21 protein-coding genes and 1 riboswitch are annotated in these 21,908 nt (G+C 70.4%); of the genes, 12 read left to right on the top strand and 9 right to left on the bottom strand.

Going from position 1 to position 21,908, the window contains the following annotated elements:
* Position 1: 1 nt before the first annotated feature.
* Both P5P86_RS08130 and P5P86_RS08135 read right to left on the bottom strand, forming a co-directional pair.
* The gene (locus tag P5P86_RS08130; protein WP_280610815.1) at positions 2 to 265 is read right to left on the bottom strand and encodes a sulfurtransferase TusA family protein; all 264 of its coding nucleotides are present in this window, start codon (positions 263 to 265) and stop codon (positions 2 to 4) included.
* On the bottom strand, positions 262 to 1,410 hold the full coding sequence (locus P5P86_RS08135) for a cysteine desulfurase family protein (RefSeq protein WP_280610816.1): 1,149 nt from the start codon (positions 1,408 to 1,410) through the stop codon (positions 262 to 264). The genes P5P86_RS08130 and P5P86_RS08135 overlap by 4 nt, the downstream gene beginning before the upstream one ends.
* Before the next feature lie 96 nt (positions 1,411 to 1,506).
* Here P5P86_RS08135 and ctaC point away from each other — a divergent pair, with 96 nt between their 5' ends.
* The 4 genes from ctaC to P5P86_RS08155 all read left to right on the top strand — a co-directional run bounded on the left by ctaC (position 1,507) and on the right by P5P86_RS08155 (position 5,985).
* Entirely contained in the window at positions 1,507 to 2,430 is a 924-nt protein-coding gene (gene ctaC, locus P5P86_RS08140; RefSeq protein WP_280610817.1) for an aa3-type cytochrome oxidase subunit II, read from the top strand.
* Positions 2,427 to 4,139 (top strand): aa3-type cytochrome oxidase subunit I, encoded by a 1,713-nt coding sequence (ctaD, locus tag P5P86_RS08145; protein ID WP_280610818.1) that lies wholly within the window; start codon positions 2,427 to 2,429, stop codon positions 4,137 to 4,139. The genes ctaC and ctaD overlap by 4 nt, the downstream gene beginning before the upstream one ends.
* The gene (locus P5P86_RS08150) at positions 4,136 to 4,552 is read left to right on the top strand and encodes a cytochrome c oxidase subunit 4 (protein ID WP_280610819.1); all 417 of its coding nucleotides are present in this window, start codon (positions 4,136 to 4,138) and stop codon (positions 4,550 to 4,552) included. The genes ctaD and P5P86_RS08150 overlap by 4 nt, the downstream gene beginning before the upstream one ends.
* A 149-nt stretch (positions 4,553 to 4,701) precedes the next feature.
* A complete protein-coding gene (locus P5P86_RS08155; protein WP_280610820.1) occupies positions 4,702 to 5,985 on the top strand; it encodes a L,D-transpeptidase in 1,284 nt (427 codons plus the stop codon).
* A gap of 49 nt (positions 5,986 to 6,034) precedes the next feature.
* On the opposite strand, the gene P5P86_RS08160 is transcribed toward P5P86_RS08155, so the two are convergent.
* The 5 genes from P5P86_RS08160 to ctaE all read right to left on the bottom strand — a co-directional run bounded on the left by P5P86_RS08160 (position 6,035) and on the right by ctaE (position 11,436).
* Complete coding sequence (locus P5P86_RS08160) at positions 6,035 to 7,072, bottom strand: LLM class flavin-dependent oxidoreductase (RefSeq protein WP_280610821.1); 1,038 nt, start codon at positions 7,070 to 7,072, stop codon at positions 6,035 to 6,037.
* A gap of 102 nt (positions 7,073 to 7,174) precedes the next feature.
* On the bottom strand, positions 7,175 to 8,863 hold the full coding sequence (qcrB, locus tag P5P86_RS08165; protein ID WP_280610822.1) for a cytochrome bc1 complex cytochrome b subunit: 1,689 nt from the start codon (positions 8,861 to 8,863) through the stop codon (positions 7,175 to 7,177).
* Positions 8,860 to 9,954, bottom strand: coding sequence for a cytochrome bc1 complex Rieske iron-sulfur subunit (qcrA, locus tag P5P86_RS08170; RefSeq protein WP_280610823.1), 1,095 nt, complete (start codon positions 9,952 to 9,954; stop codon positions 8,860 to 8,862). Before qcrA ends, qcrB begins: the two co-directional genes overlap by 4 nt.
* Positions 9,951 to 10,826 (bottom strand): cytochrome bc1 complex diheme cytochrome c subunit, encoded by an 876-nt coding sequence (gene qcrC, locus P5P86_RS08175; RefSeq protein WP_446724926.1) that lies wholly within the window; start codon positions 10,824 to 10,826, stop codon positions 9,951 to 9,953. The genes qcrA and qcrC overlap by 4 nt, the downstream gene beginning before the upstream one ends.
* 31 nt (positions 10,827 to 10,857) lie before the next feature.
* Positions 10,858 to 11,436: an aa3-type cytochrome oxidase subunit III gene (gene ctaE, locus P5P86_RS08180; RefSeq protein WP_446724927.1), complete on the bottom strand. Its 579-nt coding sequence runs from the start codon at positions 11,434 to 11,436 to the stop codon at positions 10,858 to 10,860.
* A gap of 130 nt (positions 11,437 to 11,566) precedes the next feature.
* Between ctaE and P5P86_RS08185 the strand changes: the two genes are divergently transcribed.
* The 3 genes from P5P86_RS08185 to trpD are packed head-to-tail and all read left to right on the top strand — an operon-like array spanning position 11,567 to position 14,238.
* Complete coding sequence (locus P5P86_RS08185; protein WP_280610824.1) at positions 11,567 to 12,760, top strand: putative hexosyltransferase; 1,194 nt, start codon at positions 11,567 to 11,569, stop codon at positions 12,758 to 12,760.
* A gap of 24 nt (positions 12,761 to 12,784) precedes the next feature.
* Positions 12,785 to 13,189, top strand: coding sequence for an Rv3143 family two-component system response regulator (locus tag P5P86_RS08190; RefSeq protein WP_280610825.1), 405 nt, complete (start codon positions 12,785 to 12,787; stop codon positions 13,187 to 13,189).
* A 17-nt stretch (positions 13,190 to 13,206) separates the two neighbouring features.
* Entirely contained in the window at positions 13,207 to 14,238 is a 1,032-nt protein-coding gene (trpD, locus tag P5P86_RS08195; RefSeq protein WP_280610826.1) for an anthranilate phosphoribosyltransferase, read from the top strand.
* Positions 14,239 to 14,285: 47 nt separating this feature from the next.
* Here trpD and P5P86_RS08200 read toward each other — a convergent pair whose 3' ends face one another.
* Complete coding sequence (locus tag P5P86_RS08200; protein ID WP_280610827.1) at positions 14,286 to 14,564, bottom strand: Lrp/AsnC family transcriptional regulator; 279 nt, start codon at positions 14,562 to 14,564, stop codon at positions 14,286 to 14,288.
* A 10-nt stretch (positions 14,565 to 14,574) separates the two neighbouring features.
* Entirely contained in the window at positions 14,575 to 16,368 is a 1,794-nt protein-coding gene (locus P5P86_RS08205) for a DEDD exonuclease domain-containing protein (protein WP_280610828.1), read from the bottom strand.
* Positions 16,369 to 16,441: 73 nt separating this feature from the next.
* Here P5P86_RS08205 and P5P86_RS08210 point away from each other — a divergent pair, with 73 nt between their 5' ends.
* The 5 genes from P5P86_RS08210 to P5P86_RS08230 all read left to right on the top strand — a co-directional run bounded on the left by P5P86_RS08210 (position 16,442) and on the right by P5P86_RS08230 (position 21,902).
* A complete protein-coding gene (locus tag P5P86_RS08210; RefSeq protein ID WP_280610829.1) occupies positions 16,442 to 17,746 on the top strand; it encodes an NYN domain-containing protein in 1,305 nt (434 codons plus the stop codon).
* Between the two features lie 83 nt (positions 17,747 to 17,829).
* The gene (locus tag P5P86_RS08215) at positions 17,830 to 18,036 is read left to right on the top strand and encodes a hypothetical protein (protein ID WP_280610830.1); all 207 of its coding nucleotides are present in this window, start codon (positions 17,830 to 17,832) and stop codon (positions 18,034 to 18,036) included.
* Positions 18,037 to 18,204: 168 nt separating this feature from the next.
* Positions 18,205 to 18,378, top strand: a riboswitch (cyclic di-AMP (ydaO/yuaA leader).
* 13 nt (positions 18,379 to 18,391) lie between these two features.
* A complete protein-coding gene (locus P5P86_RS08220) occupies positions 18,392 to 19,378 on the top strand; it encodes a C40 family peptidase (protein ID WP_280610831.1) in 987 nt (328 codons plus the stop codon).
* A 53-nt stretch (positions 19,379 to 19,431) separates the two neighbouring features.
* Complete coding sequence (locus P5P86_RS08225) at positions 19,432 to 20,682, top strand: hypothetical protein (protein ID WP_280610832.1); 1,251 nt, start codon at positions 19,432 to 19,434, stop codon at positions 20,680 to 20,682.
* The gene (locus P5P86_RS08230) at positions 20,679 to 21,902 is read left to right on the top strand and encodes a M48 family metallopeptidase (RefSeq protein ID WP_280610833.1); all 1,224 of its coding nucleotides are present in this window, start codon (positions 20,679 to 20,681) and stop codon (positions 21,900 to 21,902) included. Before P5P86_RS08225 ends, P5P86_RS08230 begins: the two co-directional genes overlap by 4 nt.
* The last annotated feature ends 6 nt before the right edge of the window (positions 21,903 to 21,908 follow it).

The raw sequence follows: 21,908 nt of genomic DNA on the forward strand, positions 1-21,908 counted from the left end.
ATCACGTGATCCGGCGGATCACGTAGATCGGCACCCCGTCCGGCGCCGTCCGCTCGCCGACGAACTGCTGGCCGCGCATCCGGCACCAGGCCGGTACGTCGTGGCGCGCGGCGACGTCGTCCGCTGCCACGGCGAGCAGGCCGCCGACGGGGATGCCGGTGATCCGTCGCGCGAGCGCGATGACCGGTGCCGGGCACAGCAGGCCGCGGCAGTCGAGGAGCTCCGGGTCGGGTTCGCTCCCAAGTCCGTCGGCCGGCGCCGTCACAGCCCCGCCCGCTCGCGCAGCGAGCCGACCACGCCGGGCAGCACCTCCAGGAACCGATCGACCTCGGCCCGATCGGCGTCCCGGGTCAGTGAGAGCCGCACGTTGCCGTGGGTCAGCGCTCCCATCGCTGCCAGCACCCGGGACGGCTCCCGGGTGTCGGTCGCGCAGGCCGAGCCGCTGGCCAGTCCGAAGCCCAGTCGGTCCAGCTCGGTCACCAGCGCCTCGCCGTCGACGTACAGGAACGAGAAGGTGACCAGGTGGGGCAGGCGCTCTTCCGGATCGCCGACGACGTCGACGTCGGGAAGCTCGGCCACCCGGGCCCGGATCAGGTCGATCAGCGCGCGCTGACGCGCACCGACCGCTTCCTGCTCGGCGAGCACCGCCTGCAGCGCCGCGGCCGCGGCGAGCGCTCCGGCGACGTCGGGGAAGCCGTCGTCCACCCGGGCGAGCGGGTCCGCGCTGGGGAAGGGATGGCTCCAGCGTGCCCGGTGCCGCACCAGCACCACGCCGACACCCGCGGGTCCGCCCCACTTGTGCGCGGAGCCGGCCAGGGCGTCCCAACCGTCGGGGAGGGGGAGGCGACCCAGGGAGGCACAGGCGTCCACGAACAGCGGTACGCCGAGGTCGGCGGCGACCTGGGCCGCGGCAGCGACGGGCTGCACGGTGCCGACCTCGTGGTTGGCGCTCTGCACCGCCATCGCGGCGGCCCCGGGAGCGACCCGACGCAACTGCTCGAGCAGCACGCGGCCGAGCGGATCCACCTCCACCTCGACCGCTTCACCCCACCACGCGGCGGCATCGGTGACGGCCTGGTGCTCGACGGCGGTGTGCACGATCCGCCGCCCGGACCGACCGCCATCGGAGCCGAGGGCGGGGGCGGACCGGCCAGCGGCGAGGCCGAGCAGGCCGAGCTGGACCGCCCGCGTGCCGGAGGAGGTGAAGAGCACCTCGTCGCGGCGTACTCCGAGCGCCTCGGCGACGACCTCCCGGGCGTTGTCGAGCAGCAGCCGGGCGTTGCGGCCGGGCCCGTGGAGGCGGCGCGGATCGGCGTAGCCGTGCTCGAGAGCGGCGAGAAGCGTGTCGCGCGCAGCGGGGTGCAGCGGCTCGGCGGACGCCGCGTCGAGATACACGGCGGCATTTGTCACAGCCGAAGCCTAACGGCCCACCCGCCCTCTCAACTCGGCGTCGATTCCGATAGTCTGCGGCTATCCGTGACTGGTCGTAGAGAGAGAGGCTCGTTCGTGGGTCTGCAGATGCCCGGATCGCCCGGGCCCAAGCGCGCCAAGGGGACGGCGGCACGCATGCGCCGGCTCGCCCTGGTGGCGGGGCTCGGCGCCAGCGCCGTCCTGCTGGGTGGCTGCTCCACCGCCGCCAAGAACTTCGGCATGCCGTCGCCCGCCACCACGCAGGGCGAGCACGTGCTCCACCTCTGGCGGGGCGCCTGGATCGCCGCGCTTGTGACCGGTGGGATCGTGTGGGGTCTGATCTTCTACGCGATCTGGCGCTTCCGCCGGCGCAGCGAGGACGAGATCCCGGTCCAGACGCGTTACAACCTTCCGCTGGAGATCTTCTACACGATCGCTCCGGTGCTGATGGTCATCGTGTTCTTCTTCCACACCGTCAAGGCCCAGGACGCGATCCTGGACGACAAGCTCCCGGTCGACAACACCATCGAGGTCACCGGCCAGCAGTGGACCTGGACCTTCAACTACGGCATCGGCTCGATGGACGCCTCGGCGAACGATGACGCCGCCGACCAGAAGTACCCCTACACGAACTACGTGTACGACGCGGGCACCGCCTCGCACATCCCGACGCTGGTGCTCCCGGTCGACGAGACCACCCGGTTCAACCTGCACTCGCCCGACGTCATCCACGACTTCGGTGTCGACCACTTCAACATGAAGATGGACGTCGTCCCGGGCCGGGTGAACCACTACGCGGTGACCCCCACGCGCATCGGCAACTACCGGGGTGCCTGCTACGAGCTGTGCGGCCTCTACCACTCGCGGATGCTCTTCAACGTCAAGGTCGTCTCGAAGGCTGACTACGAGGCGTATCTCAAGAACCTCGAGACCGAAGGCTTCACGGCCGCCCAGCCGCTCATCGGCGGCACGGACGCCCGCAGCCAGGCCGGTCTCCAGTCCGGAGGACAAGCAGAGTGACCGCGACAGCACCTCACCCCACCACCGCCGTGCCCGTGCGCCGGCCGCTGGGCCAGCAGCTCTACGCGCTGCTGACCACCACCGATCACAAGCTGATCGGCAAGATGTACGCCGTCACCTCGTTCTGCTGGTTCCTCATCGGCGGCGTGATGGCGCTCCTCATCCGCTCCGAGCTCGCGTTCCCGGGTCAGCAGATCCTCAACGACGAGCTGTACAACCAGATGTTCACGATGCACGGCACGATCATGCTGCTGCTCTTCGCGACGCCGCTGTTCTTCGCGTTCGGCAACATGATCATGCCCCTGCAGATCGGCGCTCCGGACGTGGCGTTCCCGCGCCTGAACATGTTCAGCTACTGGCTGTTCCTGTTCGGCGGCATCATCGCCGGCTCCGGGTTCCTGACCCCGCAGGGTGCGGCCGACTTCGGCTGGTTCGCCTACACGCCGCTGTCCAACGCCGTCCGCTCGCCCGGCGTCGGCGGTGACCTGTGGATCATGGGTCTCTACATCGCCGGTCTGGGCACCATCCTCGGCGCGGTCAACTTCATCACCACGATCATCTGCATGCGCGCTCCGGGCATGACCATGTTCCGGATGCCGATCTTCGTGTGGAACACGCTGGTGACCTCGCTGCTGGTCCTGATCGCGTTCCCGGTGCTCGCCGGCGCCCTGCTGATGTTGGAATCGGACCGACAGCTCGGCACCCACGTCTTCGACGCCAGCCACGGCGGCCCGATCCTGTGGCAGCACCTGTTCTGGTTCTTCGGTCACCCCGAGGTCTACATCATCGCGCTGCCGTTCTTCGGCATCATCACCGAGATCCTGCCGGTCTTCAGCCGCAAGCCCGTGTTCGGCTACGTCGGCCTGGTCGGCGCGACCCTCGGCATCGCCATCCTCTCGGTCGCGGTGTGGGCCCACCACATGTTCGTGACCGGCGCTGTCGACTTGCCGTTCTTCTCCGGCATGACGTTCCTCATCGCTGTACCGACAGGCGTGAAGTTCTTCAACTGGATCGGCACGATGTGGGGCGGATCGATCAGCTTCGACACCCCGATGCTGTGGTCGATCGGCTTCCTGACGACCTTCCTCTTCGGCGGCCTCACCGGCATCATCCTGGCCAGCCCGCCGCTGGACTTCCACGTCTCGGACTCCTACTTCGTGGTGGCGCACTTCCACTACGTGGTCTTCGGCACGGTCGTCTTCGCGATGTTCGCCGGCTTCTACTTCTGGTGGCCCAAGATCACCGGCAAGATGCTCAACGAGCGGCTCGGCAAGGTGCACTTCTGGCTGCTGTTCGTCGGCTTCCACACCACCTTCCTGGTGCAGCACTGGCTGGGCGTGGAGGGCATGCAGCGGCGCATCGCCGACTACCTGCCGACCGACGGCTTCACCGGCCTCAACCAGGTCTCGACCGTGGGCGCCTTCCTGCTGAGCCTGTCGATGGTGCCGTGGTTCCTCAACCTCTACGTGTCCCGGCATGCGCCGAAGGTCATGGTCGACGACCCGTGGGGCTGGGGCCGCTCGCTGGAGTGGGCCACCTCGTGCCCGCCGCCGCGGCACAACTTCCACACGCTGCCGAGGATCCGCTCGGAGTCCCCGGCCTTCGACCTCCACCACCCGGAGATCGCGGCGCTGGAGCTGGAGTCCGAGCAGGAGCTCGACGCGCACATCCCCGGTCGTTCCGTCGATGACGAAGGAGGGGCCCGATGAAGGCCGAAGCCTGGATGTTCGTCGGCTGCACGATCTTCCTCGTGCTGGTGACGCCGACCTACTGGTTCGTGACAGCCGGCTCGAGCCACGGCGGCGACTGGACGGGCACGTCCGCGCTGACGATGTGCACGCTGCTGCTGGCGATGATCTCCGCCTACCTGGGCTTCCACGCCCGGCAGATGGACGACCGCCCCGAGGACCGCAAGGACGGCGAGATCGCCGACGGTGCCGGTGAGCTCGGCTTCTTCCCGCCGTTCTCCTGGTGGCCGCTGTGGGCGGCGCTGTGCGTGGCGTTCATCGCCTTCTCGCTCGCGATGATGGCCTGGTGGCTCTTCATCATCGCCGGCGTCGTGGGGATCATCGCCCTCTCGGGCTGGATCTTCGAGTACTACCGAGGCGAGTTCAGCCACTGAGTGCCCGCTGAGACATCGACAGGACCCCGTGCCGCTGGGACACCCCAGCGCGCGGGGTTCGGTCGTCTGGGGGGTGCAACGGTTACCCTGTTGGCGGACTCGTCCGGGGGGACGGGTCCCCTTCATGACCAGAGCTTCCGGGAGTCAGCATGACCGCAACCGCACCACCGTCGCGCCGCATCAGGCGGGCACGAAGCCTCCGGCTGGGGGTCTCGGCGGTCGTCGCGGCGGTCGCCCTGGGACTCGCCGGTTGCGGAGCCGGCACCTCCTCGGACGCCGACGGGGCCGGCGGTGGCGGCGGTGGCGGCGGTGCCGGTGGCGCCGGTGGCGCCTCGGGCGCGTCCTCGCCGTCACCCTCGGCCGACGGCACCGGCGGCCCGACCTCGATCAGCGCGAACGTGACGCGGGCCAAGCCGGTCCCGGTGGATACCACCGTCAAGGTGACCGGCACCGGCGGCCAGCTGCACGACGTGACGCTGACCAGCAAGGCGGGCGACGCGATCGAGGGGACGCTCGCCGGCGACGGCAGCACGTGGAGAGCCGGCAGCCTGCTGGAGCCGAACACGACGTACGTCCTCAAGGCGTCGATGTCCTCCAGCGGCGGCGACACCAGCTGGAAGCGCCGTTTCCACACCCAGCAGCTGGCGCTCTCGCAGCAGACCTACGCCTCGGTCTCGCCGCTCAACGGCCAGAAGGTGGGCGTCGGCTTCCCGGTCATCGTGCACTTCGACGTACCCGTCACCGACCGGGCCTCGATCGAGAAGCACCTCTCCGTGCAGGCGCAGCCGGCCCAGAAGGGCTCCTGGCACTGGTTCTCCGACACCGAGGTGCACTGGCGCCCCCAGCACTACTGGCAGGCCGGCAGCACCGTCACCGTGCACGCCGACATCAACAGCGTCCCGGCGGGCAACGGCATCTACGGCCAGAGCGACCGCGACGTGACCTTCAAGGTCGGTGCCAAGCACGTCTACCGGGTGAACATGAAGACCGACCAGATGAAGGTCTACTCCAACGACAAGCTGCTGAGGACGATCCCCGTCACCACCGGGCAGCCGGGCTTCATCACCCGCTCGGGCATCAAGGTCATCGTGCAGAAGTACGAGAAGCACACGATGAACTCCGAGACCATCGGCATCCCCAAGGGCGACCCGAACTACTACAACATGAAGGATGTCCAGTGGGCCATGCGGATGACCTACTCCGGTGAGTTCATCCACGCCGCGCCCTGGTCGGTCTCCTCGCAAGGCCGGGAGAACGTGTCCCACGGCTGCACCGGCATGAGCACCGCCAACGCTGACTGGCTCTACCACCTGACGCGCGTCGGTGACGTCGTCAACGAGTTCGGCACCTCCCGGAAGATGGAGGTCACCAACGGGTACGGCGACTGGAACATGTCCTTCAAGGACTACAAGGCGGGTTCGGCGCTCGCCTGAGGTCGCCGCCCGGCGCCGGGCAAGCGGCGGCTCGCTCGGCGGGTCTCGATCACTCCTCGGCGAGAAGCCGTCGGACCCGAGGGATCACCTCGGTGCCGTAGAGCTCGATGCAGCGCATCAGCTGCTCGTGCGGCATCGGGCCGTTGCTGTACTTGAGGTCGAAGCGGCTGAGGCCGAGCGCCCGGACGGTGCCGGCGATCTTGGCAGCGACCGTGTCCGGCGAGCCGACGAACAGCGCACCGTGCTCGGCCTCCTGATGGAGCTCGGCGATCGAGCTGGGCGGCCAGCCGCGCTCGCGGCCGATCCGGTCACGGTTCGCCTTGAAATGCGGGAAGAGCAGCTCGCGGGCCTGGGCGTCGTCGTCCCACACGAAGCCGGGGGAGTGCACGCCGATCGGCAGTCGCGGCTGGTCGGGATGGAGTTGATCCAGCGCGCGGTGGTAGAGGTCGACGTACGGCACGAAGCGCTCCGGGGAACCGCCGATGATCGCGAGCATGAGGGGGAATCGATGCCGAGCCGCACGCACCACCGACTCGGGTGATCCGCCGACGCCGATCCAGGCCGCCAGCGAGCCACGCTCCGTCTTCGGGTGCACCTCGGCGTCGAGGGGAGCACGCGTGGTGCCTTCCCAGTGCACGTGCCGCTCGCTGCGCAAGGCGGCGAAGATCTCCAGCTTCTCCTCGAAGAGGACCTCGTAGTCGGCCAGGTCCAGGCCGAACAGCGGGAAGCTCTCGGTGAAGGAGCCGCGTCCCAGGGTGACCTCGGCGCGGCCGTGGGAGAGGGCGTCGAGGGTCGCGAAGCGCTCGTAGACCCGGACCGGGTCGTCCGAGCTGAGCACCGTCACCGCGGTGCCGAGCGTGATCCGTTCGGTGCGGGCAGCGAGCGTGGCCAGCACGATGTCGGGAGCGCTGATCGCGAAGTCCGGCCGGTGGTGCTCACCGACGCTGAAGGCGTCGATGCCGACCCGGTCGGCCAGGACGCCCTCCTCGACGACGTTGCGCAGCACGTCCGCGTGGGGGAGGGGTGTCCCGTCGGGACCGAGAGTGACGTCTCCGAAGGTGTCCAGGCCGAACTTCACGTCGTACACGGGTTTCTCCTCATGCGGGCTGGCGGGATGGGCGAGGGCCCGGGAGCGGTGCTCCCGGGCCCTCGTCGTGCCTGCGTCTCGTCTGCCGTCGGCTCGAGACGATCAGTGCTCGGTGTGGCCACCCTCGATCGCGTGCGCGTCGTCGTGACCACCCTCGACCGCGTGGGCGGCGTGGGCGTGCGCCTCCTCGATCTCCTCGGGGGTCGGCTTCTGCACGTCGTCCTCGTAGTAGAGCGTGCGGAGCTTGTCCCGCAGGGTGGCCTTGCCGTTGGCCTTCGGGCCGTCGGCCGGTCCAGCACCCTCGGGGCCGCGGTCGCGGACAGTGATCGCGTAGGCCTTGGCCTCGTTGATCGGCAGGTGGGCCTCGGAGTACCCACCGGCGGCCGACCGCATGATGACACCGGTCTCGTAGCCGTGCAGCAGCACCTCGTTGTCGTGGCGCTGCAGCGCGATGCACCAGCGACGTGCGACGAAGAACCCGATCACCGGACCGACGAACACGGCCGCCCGCAGGAAGTAGGTGATCTGGTTGATCGACATGTGCAGCTTGATGGCGATGATGTCGTTGCCGCCCGCGAGCCAGAACATCGCGTACCAGACCATCAGCGCGACCATCACGCCCGTGCGGGTCGGCGCGTTGCGCGGCCGCTGGAGCAGGTGGTGCTCGCGCTTGTCACCGGTGACCCAGGCCTCCAGGAACGGCAGCATGGTGACCACCATCCACGACAGCATCGGCATCAGGATGACTGGGATGAAGATGTTCCAGGACCAGGTCGAGCCCCAGAAGTGCGACTCCCAACCGGGCATGATCCGCAGCGCGCCGTCGGGCCAGCCCATGTACCAGTCGGGCTGCGAGCCGGCCGTCACCTTGGTCGGGTCGTAGGGCCCGAACTTCCACACCGGGTTGATCGAGAGGATCGCACCCATGATGGCGGTGACACCGAAGGTGACGAAGAAGAAGCCGCCCGCCTTCGCGGCGTACACCGGAAGCATCGGGTAACCGACGACGTTCGTCTCCTTGCGGCCGGGGCCTGCCCACTGGGTGTGCTTGTGGTAGACGAGCAGCAGCATGTGGGCCGCGACCAGGGCGAGCAGGATGCCCGGGATCAGCAGCACGTGGATGGTGTAGAGGCGCGGGATGATCGCGTCACCCGGGAACTCGCCGCCGAAGAGGAAGAACCCGATGTAGGTGCCCACGATCGGGATGGCCTGGATGAAGCCGTCCGCGGCTCGCACGCCGGTACCGGAGAGCAGGTCGTCGGGCAGCGAGTAGCCGGTGAAGCCCTCGAGGGTGCCGAGCAGGAGGAGCAGCGAGCCGATGACCCAGTTGAGCTCACGCGGCTTGCGGTGCGCGCCCGTGAAGAACACGCGCAGCATGTGGATCATCATGGCCGAGATGAACAGCATCGCGGCCCAGTGGTGCATCTGGCGCAGCAGCAACCCGCCGCGCACGTCGAAGGAGATGTTCAGCGCGCTGGAGTACGCCTCCGACATCGAGATGCCACGCAGGTTGGCGTAGCTGCCCTGGTAGGTCACCTCGGCCATGGACGGCCGGAACCACAGCGTCAGGAAGACGCCGGTGATCAGCAGGACGACGAAGCTCCACAGCGCGATCTCGCCCAGCATGAAGGACCAGTGGTCAGGGAAGATCTTGCGGAGGTTCTTCTTGCCCATGGCGGCCAGGCCGAGGCGCTCGTCGGACCACTGGGCCACGGCGCCGACTTTGGTCGGCTTGCTTGCGGTCGCAGCGGAGGTGTTGCTCGTGGCGACCTTGCTCGTGTCGACACTCACTGTCCGGTCTCCTTGCTCCACTCATCGTAGATCGCCTGTGGCGACTTGGTCTCGCGCTCCCAGAAGCTCGGGCCGACCGGCTCCGGGTAGTCGCTCAGCGCCACCAGGAAGCCCTCGTCGTCCACGCCCAGCGGAAGCTGGGGGAGGTGACGACCCGCCGGGCCGAACACGACCTTGCCGGAGTCGGCGAGGTCGAAGGTCGACTGGTGGCAGGGGCACAGCAGGTGGTGCGTGGTGCGCTCGTTGAGCGAGATCGGGCAACCCACGTGGGTGCAGATCTTGGAGTAGGCGACGATGCCGCTGACGGACCAGTTCCGCGTGACGTCGGAGACGATGTCATCGGGGTCCATGCGCAGCAGGATCGTGGCGGACTTGGCGCGGGCGTCCTGCAGCGCGGCACCCTCGAGGGCCTCGCCCGAGGGGACCGACTGGCCGTTCTCGGTGCCGAAGATGATCTCCGGCTCGGCGTTGACCAGGTCGCCGATCTCGAGGTCGGCGGGACGGATCGGCGTACCGACGACGTCGCGGACCACGCGCATGTTCTTCGCCCACACGGTGTGGCGCAGCTTGTCGCCGGGCAGCGGGCCCAGGTCGCGGAGCATGACCACCGCCGGCGCGACCAGCACGCTGACGGAGAGGAGCAGCGAGTTGCGGATCAGGGGACGCCGGGCGATGCCCGACTCCTCCAGCCCGGCCTGCAGGGCGGCCAGGGTGGCGTTGCGGTCCTCTTCGGAGGAGGAGGCCGGGTGGCGCTCCTCGACGAGCTCGACGTCGGCCATGAGCTTGCGCGCCCACTGGATGACGCCGACGCCGATGAACAGGAACGCGCCACCGAGGGTGAGGCCCAGAGCGACGTTGGAGGCGCCCAGACCGATGATCTCCTGACCGCCGACGCCGGTCTGGAGGGTCACGTAGGCGACGACGAACAGGATGGTGCACACGACCGAGAGGCCGAACAGCGTGGCCACCTGGCGTTCGGCGCGGCGCTCCGCCCGGGGGTCGACGTCGGTGGGACGCCAGTGGTGTTCCGGATGACCCGGGTCGGGCAGCAGCGCGTCAGTGTGCGCCTCGATCTCGTGAGTGTCGCTCACTGGGCCGTTCCCTTCTTCTTGTTCGTGCGCGCGGTGTGGGCCGCGATCCAGACGGCGAAGGCGACCAGGCCGCCGAGACCCACGATCCAGGCGAACAGGCCCTCGCTCACCGGGCCGAGGTTGCCCAGGCTGAAGCCGCCGTAGCCCGGCTGGGTCTTCATCGACTGGATGTAGGCGATGACGTCGCGCTTCATCTCCGGCGAGAGGTTGCCGTTGGAGAAGGAGTCCATCGACTGCGGGCCGGTGAGCATGGCCTCGTAGATGTGCTTGGGGTCGGTGTCGAGCAGCTTCGGGGCGAAGCCGCCACGCGGCATCGCGCCGCCCTCACCGGTGAAGTTGTGGCAGGCGGTGCAGTTGGTCAGGAAGATCTGACCACCGCGGACGATGGCCTCCTGCTTCTCCGCAGCGCTCATGCCGTCGGTGCTGTAGTCCGCCTTGGACGGGATCGCCGGGCCGGGCGCGAGGCTGGCGACGTACGCCGCGAGCTCGTTGATCTCGTCCTGGGTGAAGATGTTCTTCTTCTTCTGGACCTGGGCACCCGGCTGCACCATGGGCATGCGACCGGTCCCGACCTGGAAGTCGACCGCGGCGGCACCGACGCCGGCGAGCGCCGGGCCGATGAGCTGGCCGTCCTTGGCGGTGAGGCCCTCGCCGTTCTGCCCGTGGCAGAACGCGCAGCTGACCAGGAAGAGCTGACGGCCCTTGGCCGCCATCGCGGCCTGGTCCTCGGCGGTGTCAGCCGAGGAGGAGGGGGAGAAGGCGGCGTAGAGACCACCGGAGAGGGCCAGGCCCAGGAGGAGCAGCACCAGGCCGGCGATCGGGCCGCGACGGTGCCGCGACAGGCGACCGGCGGAGCGGTTCAGGAGACGCACATTCAGTCCTTGATCTACGCAGGCGGTCGAACTACTTGATGAGGTAGATGGTCGCGAACAGACCGATCCACACGACGTCGACGAAGTGCCAGTAGTACGACACGACGATCGCGCTCACCGCCTGCTCATGGGTGAAGCGACGGGCCACGAAGGTGCGGCCGAGCACGAAGAGGAAGGCGATCAGGCCGCCGGTCACGTGCAGGCCGTGGAAGCCGGTGGTCAGGTAGAACACCGTGCCGTAGCCGGAGGCATTCATCTTGATGCCCTCCTGGATCAGGCTGGCGTACTCCGTCGCCTGGCCGGCGATGAAGATCGCTCCCATGAGGTAGGTGAGCACGAACCACTCGCGCAGACCCCACTTGGCGACGTTGAACAGGGAGCCGGTGCGGCCCACCTGGCCCCGCTCAGCGGCGAACACGCCCCACTGGCAGGTGAACGAGGAGAGCACCAGGATCGTGGTGTTCACCGAGGCGAACGGCACGTTGAGGTGGGGGGTGCTCTGGGCCCACAGGTCCGGGCTGACCGCGCGGATCGTGTAGTACGCCGCGAACAGCGCCGCGAAGAACATCAGCTCGCTGGAGAGCCAGATGATCGTTCCCACGCTGACCATGCTGGGCCGGTCGTGATGCCCGTGCAGACGGGAAGCCGGAAGAGTCGAAACTGTCGCCACGGCGCCATTATGTCGTGACCTCTCGGCGAGGGCACCCCGCCCCCCTCAGTTAAACGATAGTTTTCGGGCCGTGAGGCTCTCCGCGGGCACGTCCGCGCGTACGACGTGGTGGCTCGTGCCGCTCGCGATCTTCGCCCTGACCCGGATCGTCGACGTCTTCGTGATCGCCCACGCGGCGCATGCACAGGTGCCGATGGACGGCTCGTTCGGCATCCATGTCGAGGAGCTCAAGCCCGCGCACCCGGGCTACTGGGCAGCGCTGAGCAACTGGGACGGCCAGTGGTACGAGACCATCGCGCGCCACGGCTACCCGCACGTGCTGCCGGCCAGCGGCCCGGTCCCGCAGACCGCCTGGGCCTTCTACCCGCTCTATCCGTTGATCGTGCGGATGGTGATGCTGGTCACACCGCTCGGGTTCGGTCCGGCGGCGTCGGTCGTCAGCATGGCGTTCGCCGCAGCCGGACTGGCGCTGATCTACCGGGTGGTCCTCGACCGCGCGGACCGCTTCGCCGCGGCGATCACGGTCCTTGGGCTGTGCGTCTTCCCCTCGGCGCCCATCCTGCAGGCCGCCTACACCGAGGGCCTGGCACTGTTCGGCATCGCGCTGCTCATCTGGTGCCTGACGCGTCGCCGGTACGGCGAGGTCTTCGCGGTGCTGCTGCTGCTCGCCCTGACCCGCCCGATCGTGGTCGTCGCGGCGCCGGTGATCGTGGTGCACGGCTGGCGGCACCGGCACGACTCCAGCCCCCGGCAGCGCTGGACCCTCGCCGGGCTGACCGTCGCCTCCGGCGCCCTGGTCCTGCTGTGGCCGGCGGTGACGGGTCTGGTCACCGGCCGCTGGGACGCCTACTTCGCCACGCAGCGAGCCTGGAGCAACCAGCTGAGCCTGCGCAGCAGCTACCTCGGCTGGTTCTTCGGCGGCGCCGATCACGAGACGGCGGTCAGGGCGGTGCTGGTGTTGCTGGTGCTGCTGCTGACCCTCGTCGTACCGGCTGCGCGGGCGTGGCCCCTCGAGCTGCGGGTCTGGGCGATGGCCTACGGGCTCTACCTGGCGCTGACGTTGCGCCCGACCAGCTCCATCGAGCGCTACATGCTGTTGGCGGCGGTGCCGTGGCTGCCGCTGCCGGCACTCGCCCCGGCCGGGACGCAGCGGTGGATCCGGGTGGTGACCATGGGGGTCGTGGCGGCTGTCGGCATCCGGATGCAGGTCGGCTGGGTGGACCACTTCATGATCCCGACCGCTGGTTCCCTGCTGCCGCCGTAGGCCTCTCGCGAGTAGAGTCGCGCCGTGACCGCCTCCGCGAAGCCGCTCAAGGTGCTTGTCTACAGCGACGACGTCAGCGTCCGGAAGCAGGTGATCCTGGCCCTCGGGCGCAGGCCTCACCCCGATCTTCCCGACGTCGAGTACGTCGAGGTAGCCACCGAGCCCATCGTCGTGCAGAACTTCGACGCCGGCACCATCGACCTGGCGATCCTCGACGGCGAGGCTGTGCCCGCCGGCGGCATCGGGGTGGCCAAGCAGATGAAGGACGAGATCGCCTCCTGCCCGCCGATCGTGGTCCTGACCGGGCGACCGCAGGACGCCTGGCTGGCGACCTGGTCGAGGGCCGACGCGGCGGTGTCACAGCCGCTGGACCCGATCGTGCTGGCCGAGACCGTCGTGGGGCTGCTCCGCGCCGGCGTTCCCGCCTGAGCGCGGCTGGGGAGGAGATGTCCACCATCACGTGGCCCGACGTGCTCGGGTCGCTGGTAGCGCGCGTCGATCTCAGCGCCGAGCAGACCGCCTGGGCGATGGGCGAGATCCTCGAGGGCGAGGCCACCGCGTCGCAGATCGCGGGCTTCGCGATCGCGCTGCGGGCCAAGGGTGAGACGTCGCAGGAGCTGGTCGGGCTGGTCTCGGCGATGTACGAGCGCGCCACCCCCATCTCCATCCCGGGCCGGCTGCTCGACATCGTCGGCACCGGGGGCGACCGCTCCATGTCGGTCAACATCTCGACGATGTCGGCGATCGTGGCCGCCGGGGCGGGCGCGAAGGTCGTCAAGCACGGCAACCGCTCCGCCTCGTCCACCTCCGGCTCCGCCGACGTGCTGGAGGCCCTCGGGATCCGGCTGGACCTGCCGGTCCAGCGGGTGGCCGCGCTGGCCGAGGAGGCAGGCATCACGTTCCTCTTCTCGGCTGTCTTCCACCCCGCGATGCGCCACGCCGCCGTCACCCGGCGCGAGCTGGGTGTGGGCACCACCTTCAACTTCCTCGGCCCGCTGTCCAACCCGGCGCATGCCGGAGCGAGCGCGATCGGCTGTGCCGACCTGCGGATGGCCCCGGTGATGGCGGGCGTCTTCGCCGCCCGCGGCACCGACGCCTGGGTCTTCCGTGGCGACGACGGGCTCGACGAGCTGACCACGACGACCACCTCCTCGCTGTGGGCGGTGCGCGGCGGCGAGACCACCCGGCACGAGATCGACCCGGCGCGGCTCGGCATCGGCCGTGCGACGGCCGAGGATCTGCGCGGCGGGGATGCCACGCACAACGCCGACGTCGTACGGCGGCTGCTCGGGGGCGAGCGCGGGCCGGTGCGCGATGCGGTGCTGCTCAACGCCGGCGCCGCCCTAGCGGTCTACGACGACGCCGCCGGCTCGATCGAGGACCGGCTCGCCGCCGGTGTCGAACGGGCCGCGGAGGCGGTGGACTCGGGTGCTGCCGCGGCGGCCCTGGATCGGTGGATCGCCGGCTCGTCGCGCTGACGGCGGGACGCAGGCCCGACTCGACCGGGACGCAGGCCCGACTCGACTCAGTCGAGGCCGAGGGAGAAGGCCGCCTCCAGGTCATGGCGGGAGTAGGTCCGGAAAGCGATGTGCGTCTCGGTGTCGAGGACGCCCGGGACCTTGTTGAGCCGGTCCGCGACGACGGCGGCGATCTCGTCGTGGGTGCGCACCCGGACCAGCACGATCAGGTCGATCGGGCCGGTGACCGAGTAGACCTCGCTGACCCCGTCGATGGCGGCGATCGCCTCGGCGACCTCGGGGATGCTGGCGACCTCGGCGGAGACGTGGACGATGGCGGTGATCACGCACGGCACGTTACCGCGCCAGCGGCACGCCCTGATGGACCGTCGACAGCTCACGACGCTCGTCGAAGGGCACGAGCGTACGGCGGGACTCCTCGACCGCATCGTGCACCGCGAGGTGTCGGGTGGCGCCGGCGACAGGGCAGGTCCACTCCCCGTCGACGTCGATCAGCCGGACCCCGGGCGACTCCAGCCACTTGAGCACCAGCTCGCTCTCCTCGGCGCTCGCCGCGGGGACCGGTCCGGGGGCGGGCAGCACGGTCTCGGCCGAGGCGCACAGCTGGCGGACGTAATCGTGGGCATCGCCGCCCGGTGGCAGTGTTCCCGCGGCGGCGAGCCGGCCGCGTCGGACCACGTGCACCTCCCAGCGTCCGTCGTCGCGGCGGCGGCCGGCGACGATCTGGCCGCACCGGGCCAGCGCCGAGAGCCGTTGGGTGCGCGCCGCGGCCCGCAGGAACGCCGCCAGCCGGTCGCGGTGCACCCCGGCCTCCTCGAACCGCTCCGCTGCCGCCAGTGCCTGCATCCGCTCACTGATCGAGGTGATCACCTCGTCGGGTCGGCGCAGCAGGGTGTCGCGCAGCTGCCTGACCACCGCGGCGTAGGCCTCCTCGTCGGCGCTGCCGTCGCAGGGGGAGAGGCAACGCCCCATCTCGGCGAGCACGCAGGGGGACTTCGACGCCCTGCGCGCCAGCCGGTCCGAGCACTGGCGGACCGGGAAGGTGTCGTGCAGCGCCTGGAGCGCCTTCTCGGCGACCTTCTTCGACGAGAAGGGCCCCAGGTAGTCGGCCTCGTCGTCGAGCACGCGCTTGACCAGGGACAGCCGCGGCCACGGCTCCCGGGTGAGCTTGACGAAGTGCATCCTCTCCGGGAAGCGCGAGCGTCGGTTGTAGCGCGGCTTGTGCTCGGCGATGAGTCGCAGCTCGCGGATCTGTGCCTCCAAGGTGGTGGCGCACTCGATCCCGGTGACGGTGGCGGCCAGGCCGACCATCTCGCCGATCCGGGAGCGGGTCTCGGAGGCGGTGAAGTAGGAGCGCACCCGAGTGCGCAGATCGCGGCTGGTGCCGACGTAGAGGACCCGCTCGCGGTCGTCGCGGAACAGGTAGACCCCTGGTGCGTGCGGCAGCGACTCGGCGAGGTGGCGCTTCTTGCGCTGCGCGGTGGAGACCCGTGCGGAGAACGTCTGGAGCTCCTCCAGGGTGTGCACCCCGAGGCCGCCGAGCCGCTCCATCAGGCCGTGCAGCACGTCGACGGTCGCGCGCGCGTCGGAGAGCGCGCGGTGGTTCGGCGTGGTGCCGGAGCGGAAGACCTGCGCGAGCGAGGACAGCTTGCAGTTGGGCGCGTCGTCGCGGGTGATCACCCGGCGCGCCAGCTTCGCGGTGTCGACCACCTCGAAGGCCGGCCAGGGCCGCTGCTGGCGGGCGGCGAAGTGCTTGAGGAAGCCGACGTCGAAGGGTGCGTTGTGAGCCACCAGCACGCACCCCGCGGCGAACTCCAGGAACGCCGGCAGCGCCGACTCGATCCCTGGCGCATCGGCCACCATGGTGTCGCTGATGCCGGTGAGCACCGCGATGAACGGCGGGATCGCGCTGTGCGGGTTGACCAGTGTCTGGAACTCGCCCAGGATCTCGCCGGCACGGACCTTGACCGCGCCGATCTCGGTGATCATCGACCCGGCCTCGGCCGAGCCGCCGGTGGTCTCCAGGTCGACCACGCAGAACGTCACGTCGCGCAGCTGGCGCCCCAGCTCGTCGAAGCTGCGCTGGGACTCCCAACGCGATCGCGCTGTCGCTGCTGCGGTGCTGCTCATGTCCGTGACCGTAGGACCGAGCACCGACAGTTCCGGGGCGGCGCGCTGTGTCGGCGCACCTATCCTTCACTTCGTGACCACAGCCCCGGGCCCGGTGCCCTCCGTCGCCGAGCTCCCCGAGCCGGTGCGGACGCGGATCGTCGCGCTCAGCGCCGAGGTGCTCCCGCAGGTCCCCGAGCTGCCCGCCACCCTGCGACGGATCGCGGCGTTCGCGCCCGCGCGCCGGGCGCGGGCCGGAGGTACGGCGATCACCGCCGCGCTCGAGGCGGAGCCCGACGCCGAGGAGGGGCTGCGCGAGCGGCTCGCGGTGCAGCTGCGCTCCTCCCGTCCGCGCTACGCCGCGGACCGGTTGCCCTCCGGTGCCGACCCGGCCGAGGCGGCGGCGTTCGCGTGGCTGGTGCGGCCGGTCGGCTGGACCGAGCAGCTCGACGAGGCGCTGCGCGGGCTGCAGACCCGGACCCGGGTCGCCGATCAGGACGTGACCCGCCTGCAGCGCCGGGTGGACCAGCTCGAGCAGGAGCTGCGCGAGGCCCGCGAGCGTCGCCGTACCGACCTCGAGGCGGCCAGGCAGGAGAACCTGCTGCTGCGTCGCCGGTTGGGCGAGGCGCGGGCCGGCGGGCGCGAGGCGCTCGCGGGGGTCGAGGAGACCCTCGCCGTCGCGGAGGCCGCCCGGACCGAGGCCGAGGCTACGGTCGCCGGCCAGGCCCGGGAGCTGCGCCAGCTGCGGGCGCGTGTCGCCCAGCTCGAGGCCGAAGCCGGCGACGAGCGCCGGGCAGCGCGCAGCGAGCGCGAGGAGGCCACGCTGCGCTCGCGGCTACTGCTCGACACCATCATCGACGCCGCCTCCGGACTGCGCCGCGAGCTCGCCCTGCCTCAGGCCAGCGGCACGCCGGGGGAGAGCGTGGAGGCGACGTACGCCGAGGCACCGCCCGGGCCCGCCGGACGCAGTCGCACGGTCGCCAGCCTCGGCGAGTTGGAGGGCTACCTGGCGATGCCCCGGGCGAGGCTCGTCATCGACGGCTACAACGTCACCAAGCAGGCCTGGCCCGCCTCGGCGCTCGACGCGCAGCGGATCCGGCTGATGCAGGCGCTGGCGCCGCTGGTCGCGCGTACCGGTGCCGAGACGACCGTCGTCTTCGACGCCGCAGCCGTGCCCGGTGCCGCTGCCCGTCACCTGGCCGGCGCGCCGCGCGGCGTGCGGGTCGTGTTCAGCCCGGCCGGCGTGATCGCCGACGACGTGATCCGTGAGCTGGTAGCGGCCGAGCCCCCGGGGCGGGTGGTGCTGGTGGTGAGCGACGACCAGGCCGTGGCGCGCGACATCGCGCTCAGCGGCGGCCGGCCGGTGCCGACACCGGTGCTGCTGCAGGCGCTGCGCTGACCGGGGCCGGGGTCGGCATCGCTGCGACACACCGGCCGACCGCCGTACCAAAACTGTCGGTGGTGGCTGCGAACGTCGCCGACATGAGCACGACGATCGATTGCGACACCTGTGTGGTGCGAGGCCTGGAGTGTCACGACTGCGTGGTGACGGTGCTGCTGGGCCTGCCACCCGAGCTGACGATGGAGGACGAGGAGAGGCGGGCGTTGCAGGTGCTCGCCGACGGTGGCCTGGTGCCACCGCTGCGGCTCGTCTCCCCGGTGGAGGGTCCCGCGATCGAGTCGGCCTAGCCGATGCGTGGGGCTCCTGATACGGATGTGACAGGAGTGATGCGTGGGTCAGATTGGATATCGACACACTGTGGAGAGGGATTGGCAAGGCTGTGCCGCCCTCGGTTAAGGTCTAGGTCACTTGGTGCCCGAGGCAGTGGATCACACCGGATCCGCGCGGGTGCCGCGCTGAGTCGTGAGCCACATCGGGGTGGATCACGAGCCGGGGAACCATCGACGGCCTGGCCGTCATCTGGGGTGAATCTCCCGCAAGGCACGTCCGAGGTGGACGTGAGGAGTGGGAGTAGGGCATGTCGTGCCCGAATCCGTCAGCTCACCCGGTAGGCGTACGACAGACAAGGGAGAACGCCCGCTCGTGCTGAACGGTCGGAACCGCCTCATCGCTGGTATCGCGACGCTCGCCGTCGCCGGAGTCGTGGGGATCCTGCCCTCGACCTCCGCCCACGCGACCCCCTCCATCAAGGACGTCCAGGCACAGGTCGACGACCTCTACCAGCAGGCTGACGCCGCCGGTGAGAAGTACGACGCCGCGAACGTCCGGCTCAAGCAGCTGCGCAGCGAGCTCTCCGACCTCCAGGCCGACCAGAAGCGCCAGGACAAGGCGCTCAGCGGTGTGCGCGACCAGGTCCGCGACTCGGTGATGCGTCAGTTCGAGGGCTCGAACATGTCCGCCGTGGGCCAGGTCGTCGTCAGCGACGACCCCAAGGCGTTCCTTGCCGGGCTGTCCACCATGTCCGCCTACGACGGCATCCAGGACAGCCTGCTCACCGACTACTCCCACCAGGTGCAGGCGCTCGAGCTGCGCCAGCAGGCGACAGCGAAGCGCGCCGCCGACGTCACCGCCACCCAGGCCCAGCTCAAGGCGGCCAAGGCGACGATCGACGACAAGCTGGCCGAGGCCAAGAAGGTCCTCGACGGCCTGCAGGCCAAGCAGCGCGAGGCACTGCTCTCCCGCGATTCGACGCGGGTCTCGACCGACGACATCGCTGCCACGGGCAGCGCCGCCACGGCGATCTCCTACGCGATGGCGCAGGTCGGCAAGGCCTACGTCTACGGCGCGGCCGGGCCGAACGCGTTCGACTGCTCCGGCCTGACCATGCGCGCCTGGGGCGCCGCGGGCGTCTCGCTGCCGCACTCCTCGGCCGCGCAGTACAACTCCGGTCGTCACATCGCCGCCTCCGACCTGCAGCCCGGCGACCTGGTCTTCTACTACCACCCGATCAGCCACGTCGGCATGTACATCGGCAACGGCCTGATCGTGAACGCCGAGAACCCGAGCGTGGGCGTCAAGGTCACCGGTCTGTACTCCATGCCCTACGTGGGCGCCGTCCGCCCGGGCTGACCCGCACCAACCCCGACCACCTCACCTGGGTCGGGTCTGATTGACTCGGCGCCATGACCACGGACCGCCGCTCCTCGCGAGTGGCGGTCCGCGTCGTCGTGGCGGCTGTCGTCGTGCTGGCGGTGGCCCTCGGCGTGCTCGCCTGGCGGCTGCACGGCCGGGACACCTACGTGGTGCCCGCAGGAGCCGCCCGTTCGGGCCGGCCGGCGGCCGAGCAACCGGGTGAGGCGGCGGCCGCGTTGAACGCCCTGCAGCGAGCGGTGCGCGACGCTCGGCCCGACCAGGTCCAGGGCACGGCCGCTCGGACGGCCGTGGCCAACGCGGTGGCGCTGCGGGTGCAGGACTTCACCGCACGCTACGTCGCGCAGGACGGTGCGGTGGCGCGCGACGGCTCGTGGAGTGCCGACGTCGCGATCACCTGGCGGTTCGGCGGCGTCGACGCCTCGACCGCCTCGACGGACGTGAGCGCTACCTTCGCCCCGGCCGGCGACGACGGCGGCGGCCGTGTCGAGGTGACAGGCTTCGGTGCCGGTGAGGGGCGGCTGCCGTTGTGGCTCGCCGGCCCCGTGCAGGTCCGGCGTACGGAGGACGCGACGGTGGTGCTCGCCGGCAGCGGTGTGGCCGCGCAGCGGCGCGCGGCGCGGTACGGCACGCTGGCGGACCGCGCCGTCGCGGCGGTACGCAAGGTGCTGCCCTGGCCACACCCCGACCTGGTCCTGGAGGTGCCGTCCGACGAGGCCGGCCTGGAGCGCATGATGGGTGCTGCGAGCGGCACCTACCACGGCGTCGCCGCGGTGACCGCCAGCGTCGACGGCAGCGCCAGCGGCCCCGTGCACGTGCTGGTGAACCCGCAGGTGATCGGTGGCCTCAACACCCAGGGCGCGCAGATCGTGCTCAGTCACGAGGCGACGCATGCGGCGACCGACGTGGCCACCAACCAGACCCTCCCCCCGTGGCTGCTGGAGGGCTTCGCCGACTACGTCGCGCTGCGCGACGTCACGCTGCCCCTGTCCACGACCGCCCGCCAGATCATCGCCGAGGTGCGCACGGACGGTGCGCCGGCGCACCTGCCGGGCTCGGCCGAGTTCAACGACCAGTCGGAGTCCTTCGGCGCCGAGTACGAGGCGGCCTGGCTGGCCTGCCGGCTGCTGGCCCGGCTGGGCGGCGAGCAGGCCCTGGTCCACCTGTACGACGACGTCCGCGGCGGTGCCGGCCTGGACGCGACGATGCGCCGCCAGTTCGGCTTCGGGCTCACCGACTTCACCACGCAGTGGCGCCGGGAGCTGCAGGGGCTCGCCCGGTGATCACCGTGCGGCGGCTCTCGCTCGCCATGGCAGCCGGGGGAGCGGTGGCCTTCGTCGTGCTCGCCGTCGTGCTGGTGCCCTGGCACCCCTACCCGGGCGGCCGGCTGCACCCGCCCAGCGCCCAGAGCGTCTTCACCCCGGCGCAGATCGAGCGCGCCACGGCGTACTCCCACGCGGCGCGCTGGCTGGGCCGCAGCAGCCTGGTCGTCTCGGTGCTGGTCGCCTGCCTGCTGGGCTTCACCCGCTTCGGACGGGCCGTGGACGCGCGGCTGCGCGGCCCGTGGTGGCTGCGGACCACGGTGCTGGTGGTGCTGGTGACGGTCCTCGGCCGGATCGTCACCCTGCCCTTCGACATCGCGCTGCAGCACCAGCAACTGCGCTACGGGCTGTCACGGCAGAGCTGGGCGTCGTACCTCTCCGACCTGGGGATCGGGACCGGCGTCACCGTGGTGGCCACGGCGATCGCGGTGGTGGTGCTGCTCGGCATCGCACGACGCTGGCAGCGGGCGTGGCCCGCGATCGCCGGCGTCGTGATCGCCGCGCTGGTGCTGCTCGGCTCCTTCGTCTACCCGGTCCTGGTGGAGCCGCTCTTCAGCGACTTCACGTCACTGCCCCAGGGCGACCTGCGCACCCAGATCATGCAGCTCGCGGCGAAGGAGCACGTCCACCTCGACGACGTCCTGGTCGTGGACGCCTCGCAGCGGACCACCGAGCTCAACGCCTACGTCACCGGCTTCGGATCGACCCGCCGGGTGGTGCTCTACGACAACCTGATCCACGACCTGCCGCGAGGCGAGGTGCTCTCGGTCGTGGCCCACGAGCTCGGGCACGCCCACCACGACGACGTGCTGAGCGGGACCCTGCTCGGGGTGGCGGCGGCGTTCCTCGGCGTCGGTCTGCTGGGCCTCCTCCTCGGCCGTCGCGGGACCCGGCTGCGTGACCCGGCCGTGGTGCCGTTGCTGCTGGCGCTCTTCGCCCTGGCCTCGGTGCTGGCGCTGCCGGTGGAGAACACCATCAGCCGGCAGATCGAGACCCGGGCCGACGTGGCCGCCCTGGAGACCACCGGGGACGAGGGCTCGTTCGTCGCGCTGCAGCGCCGGCTGGCGATCAGCGCGCTGGCCGACCCGACGCCGCCGGCGTGGTCGCAGTTCCTGTTCGGGTCACACCCGACGGCACTGCAGCGGATCGCCGTCGCGAAGCGGGTGCTGGGCGGCAGGTGAGCGGCG

The sequence above is a fragment of the Nocardioides sp. BP30 genome, from assembly GCF_029873215.1.
Lineage (GTDB): Bacteria > Actinomycetota > Actinomycetes > Propionibacteriales > Nocardioidaceae > Nocardioides.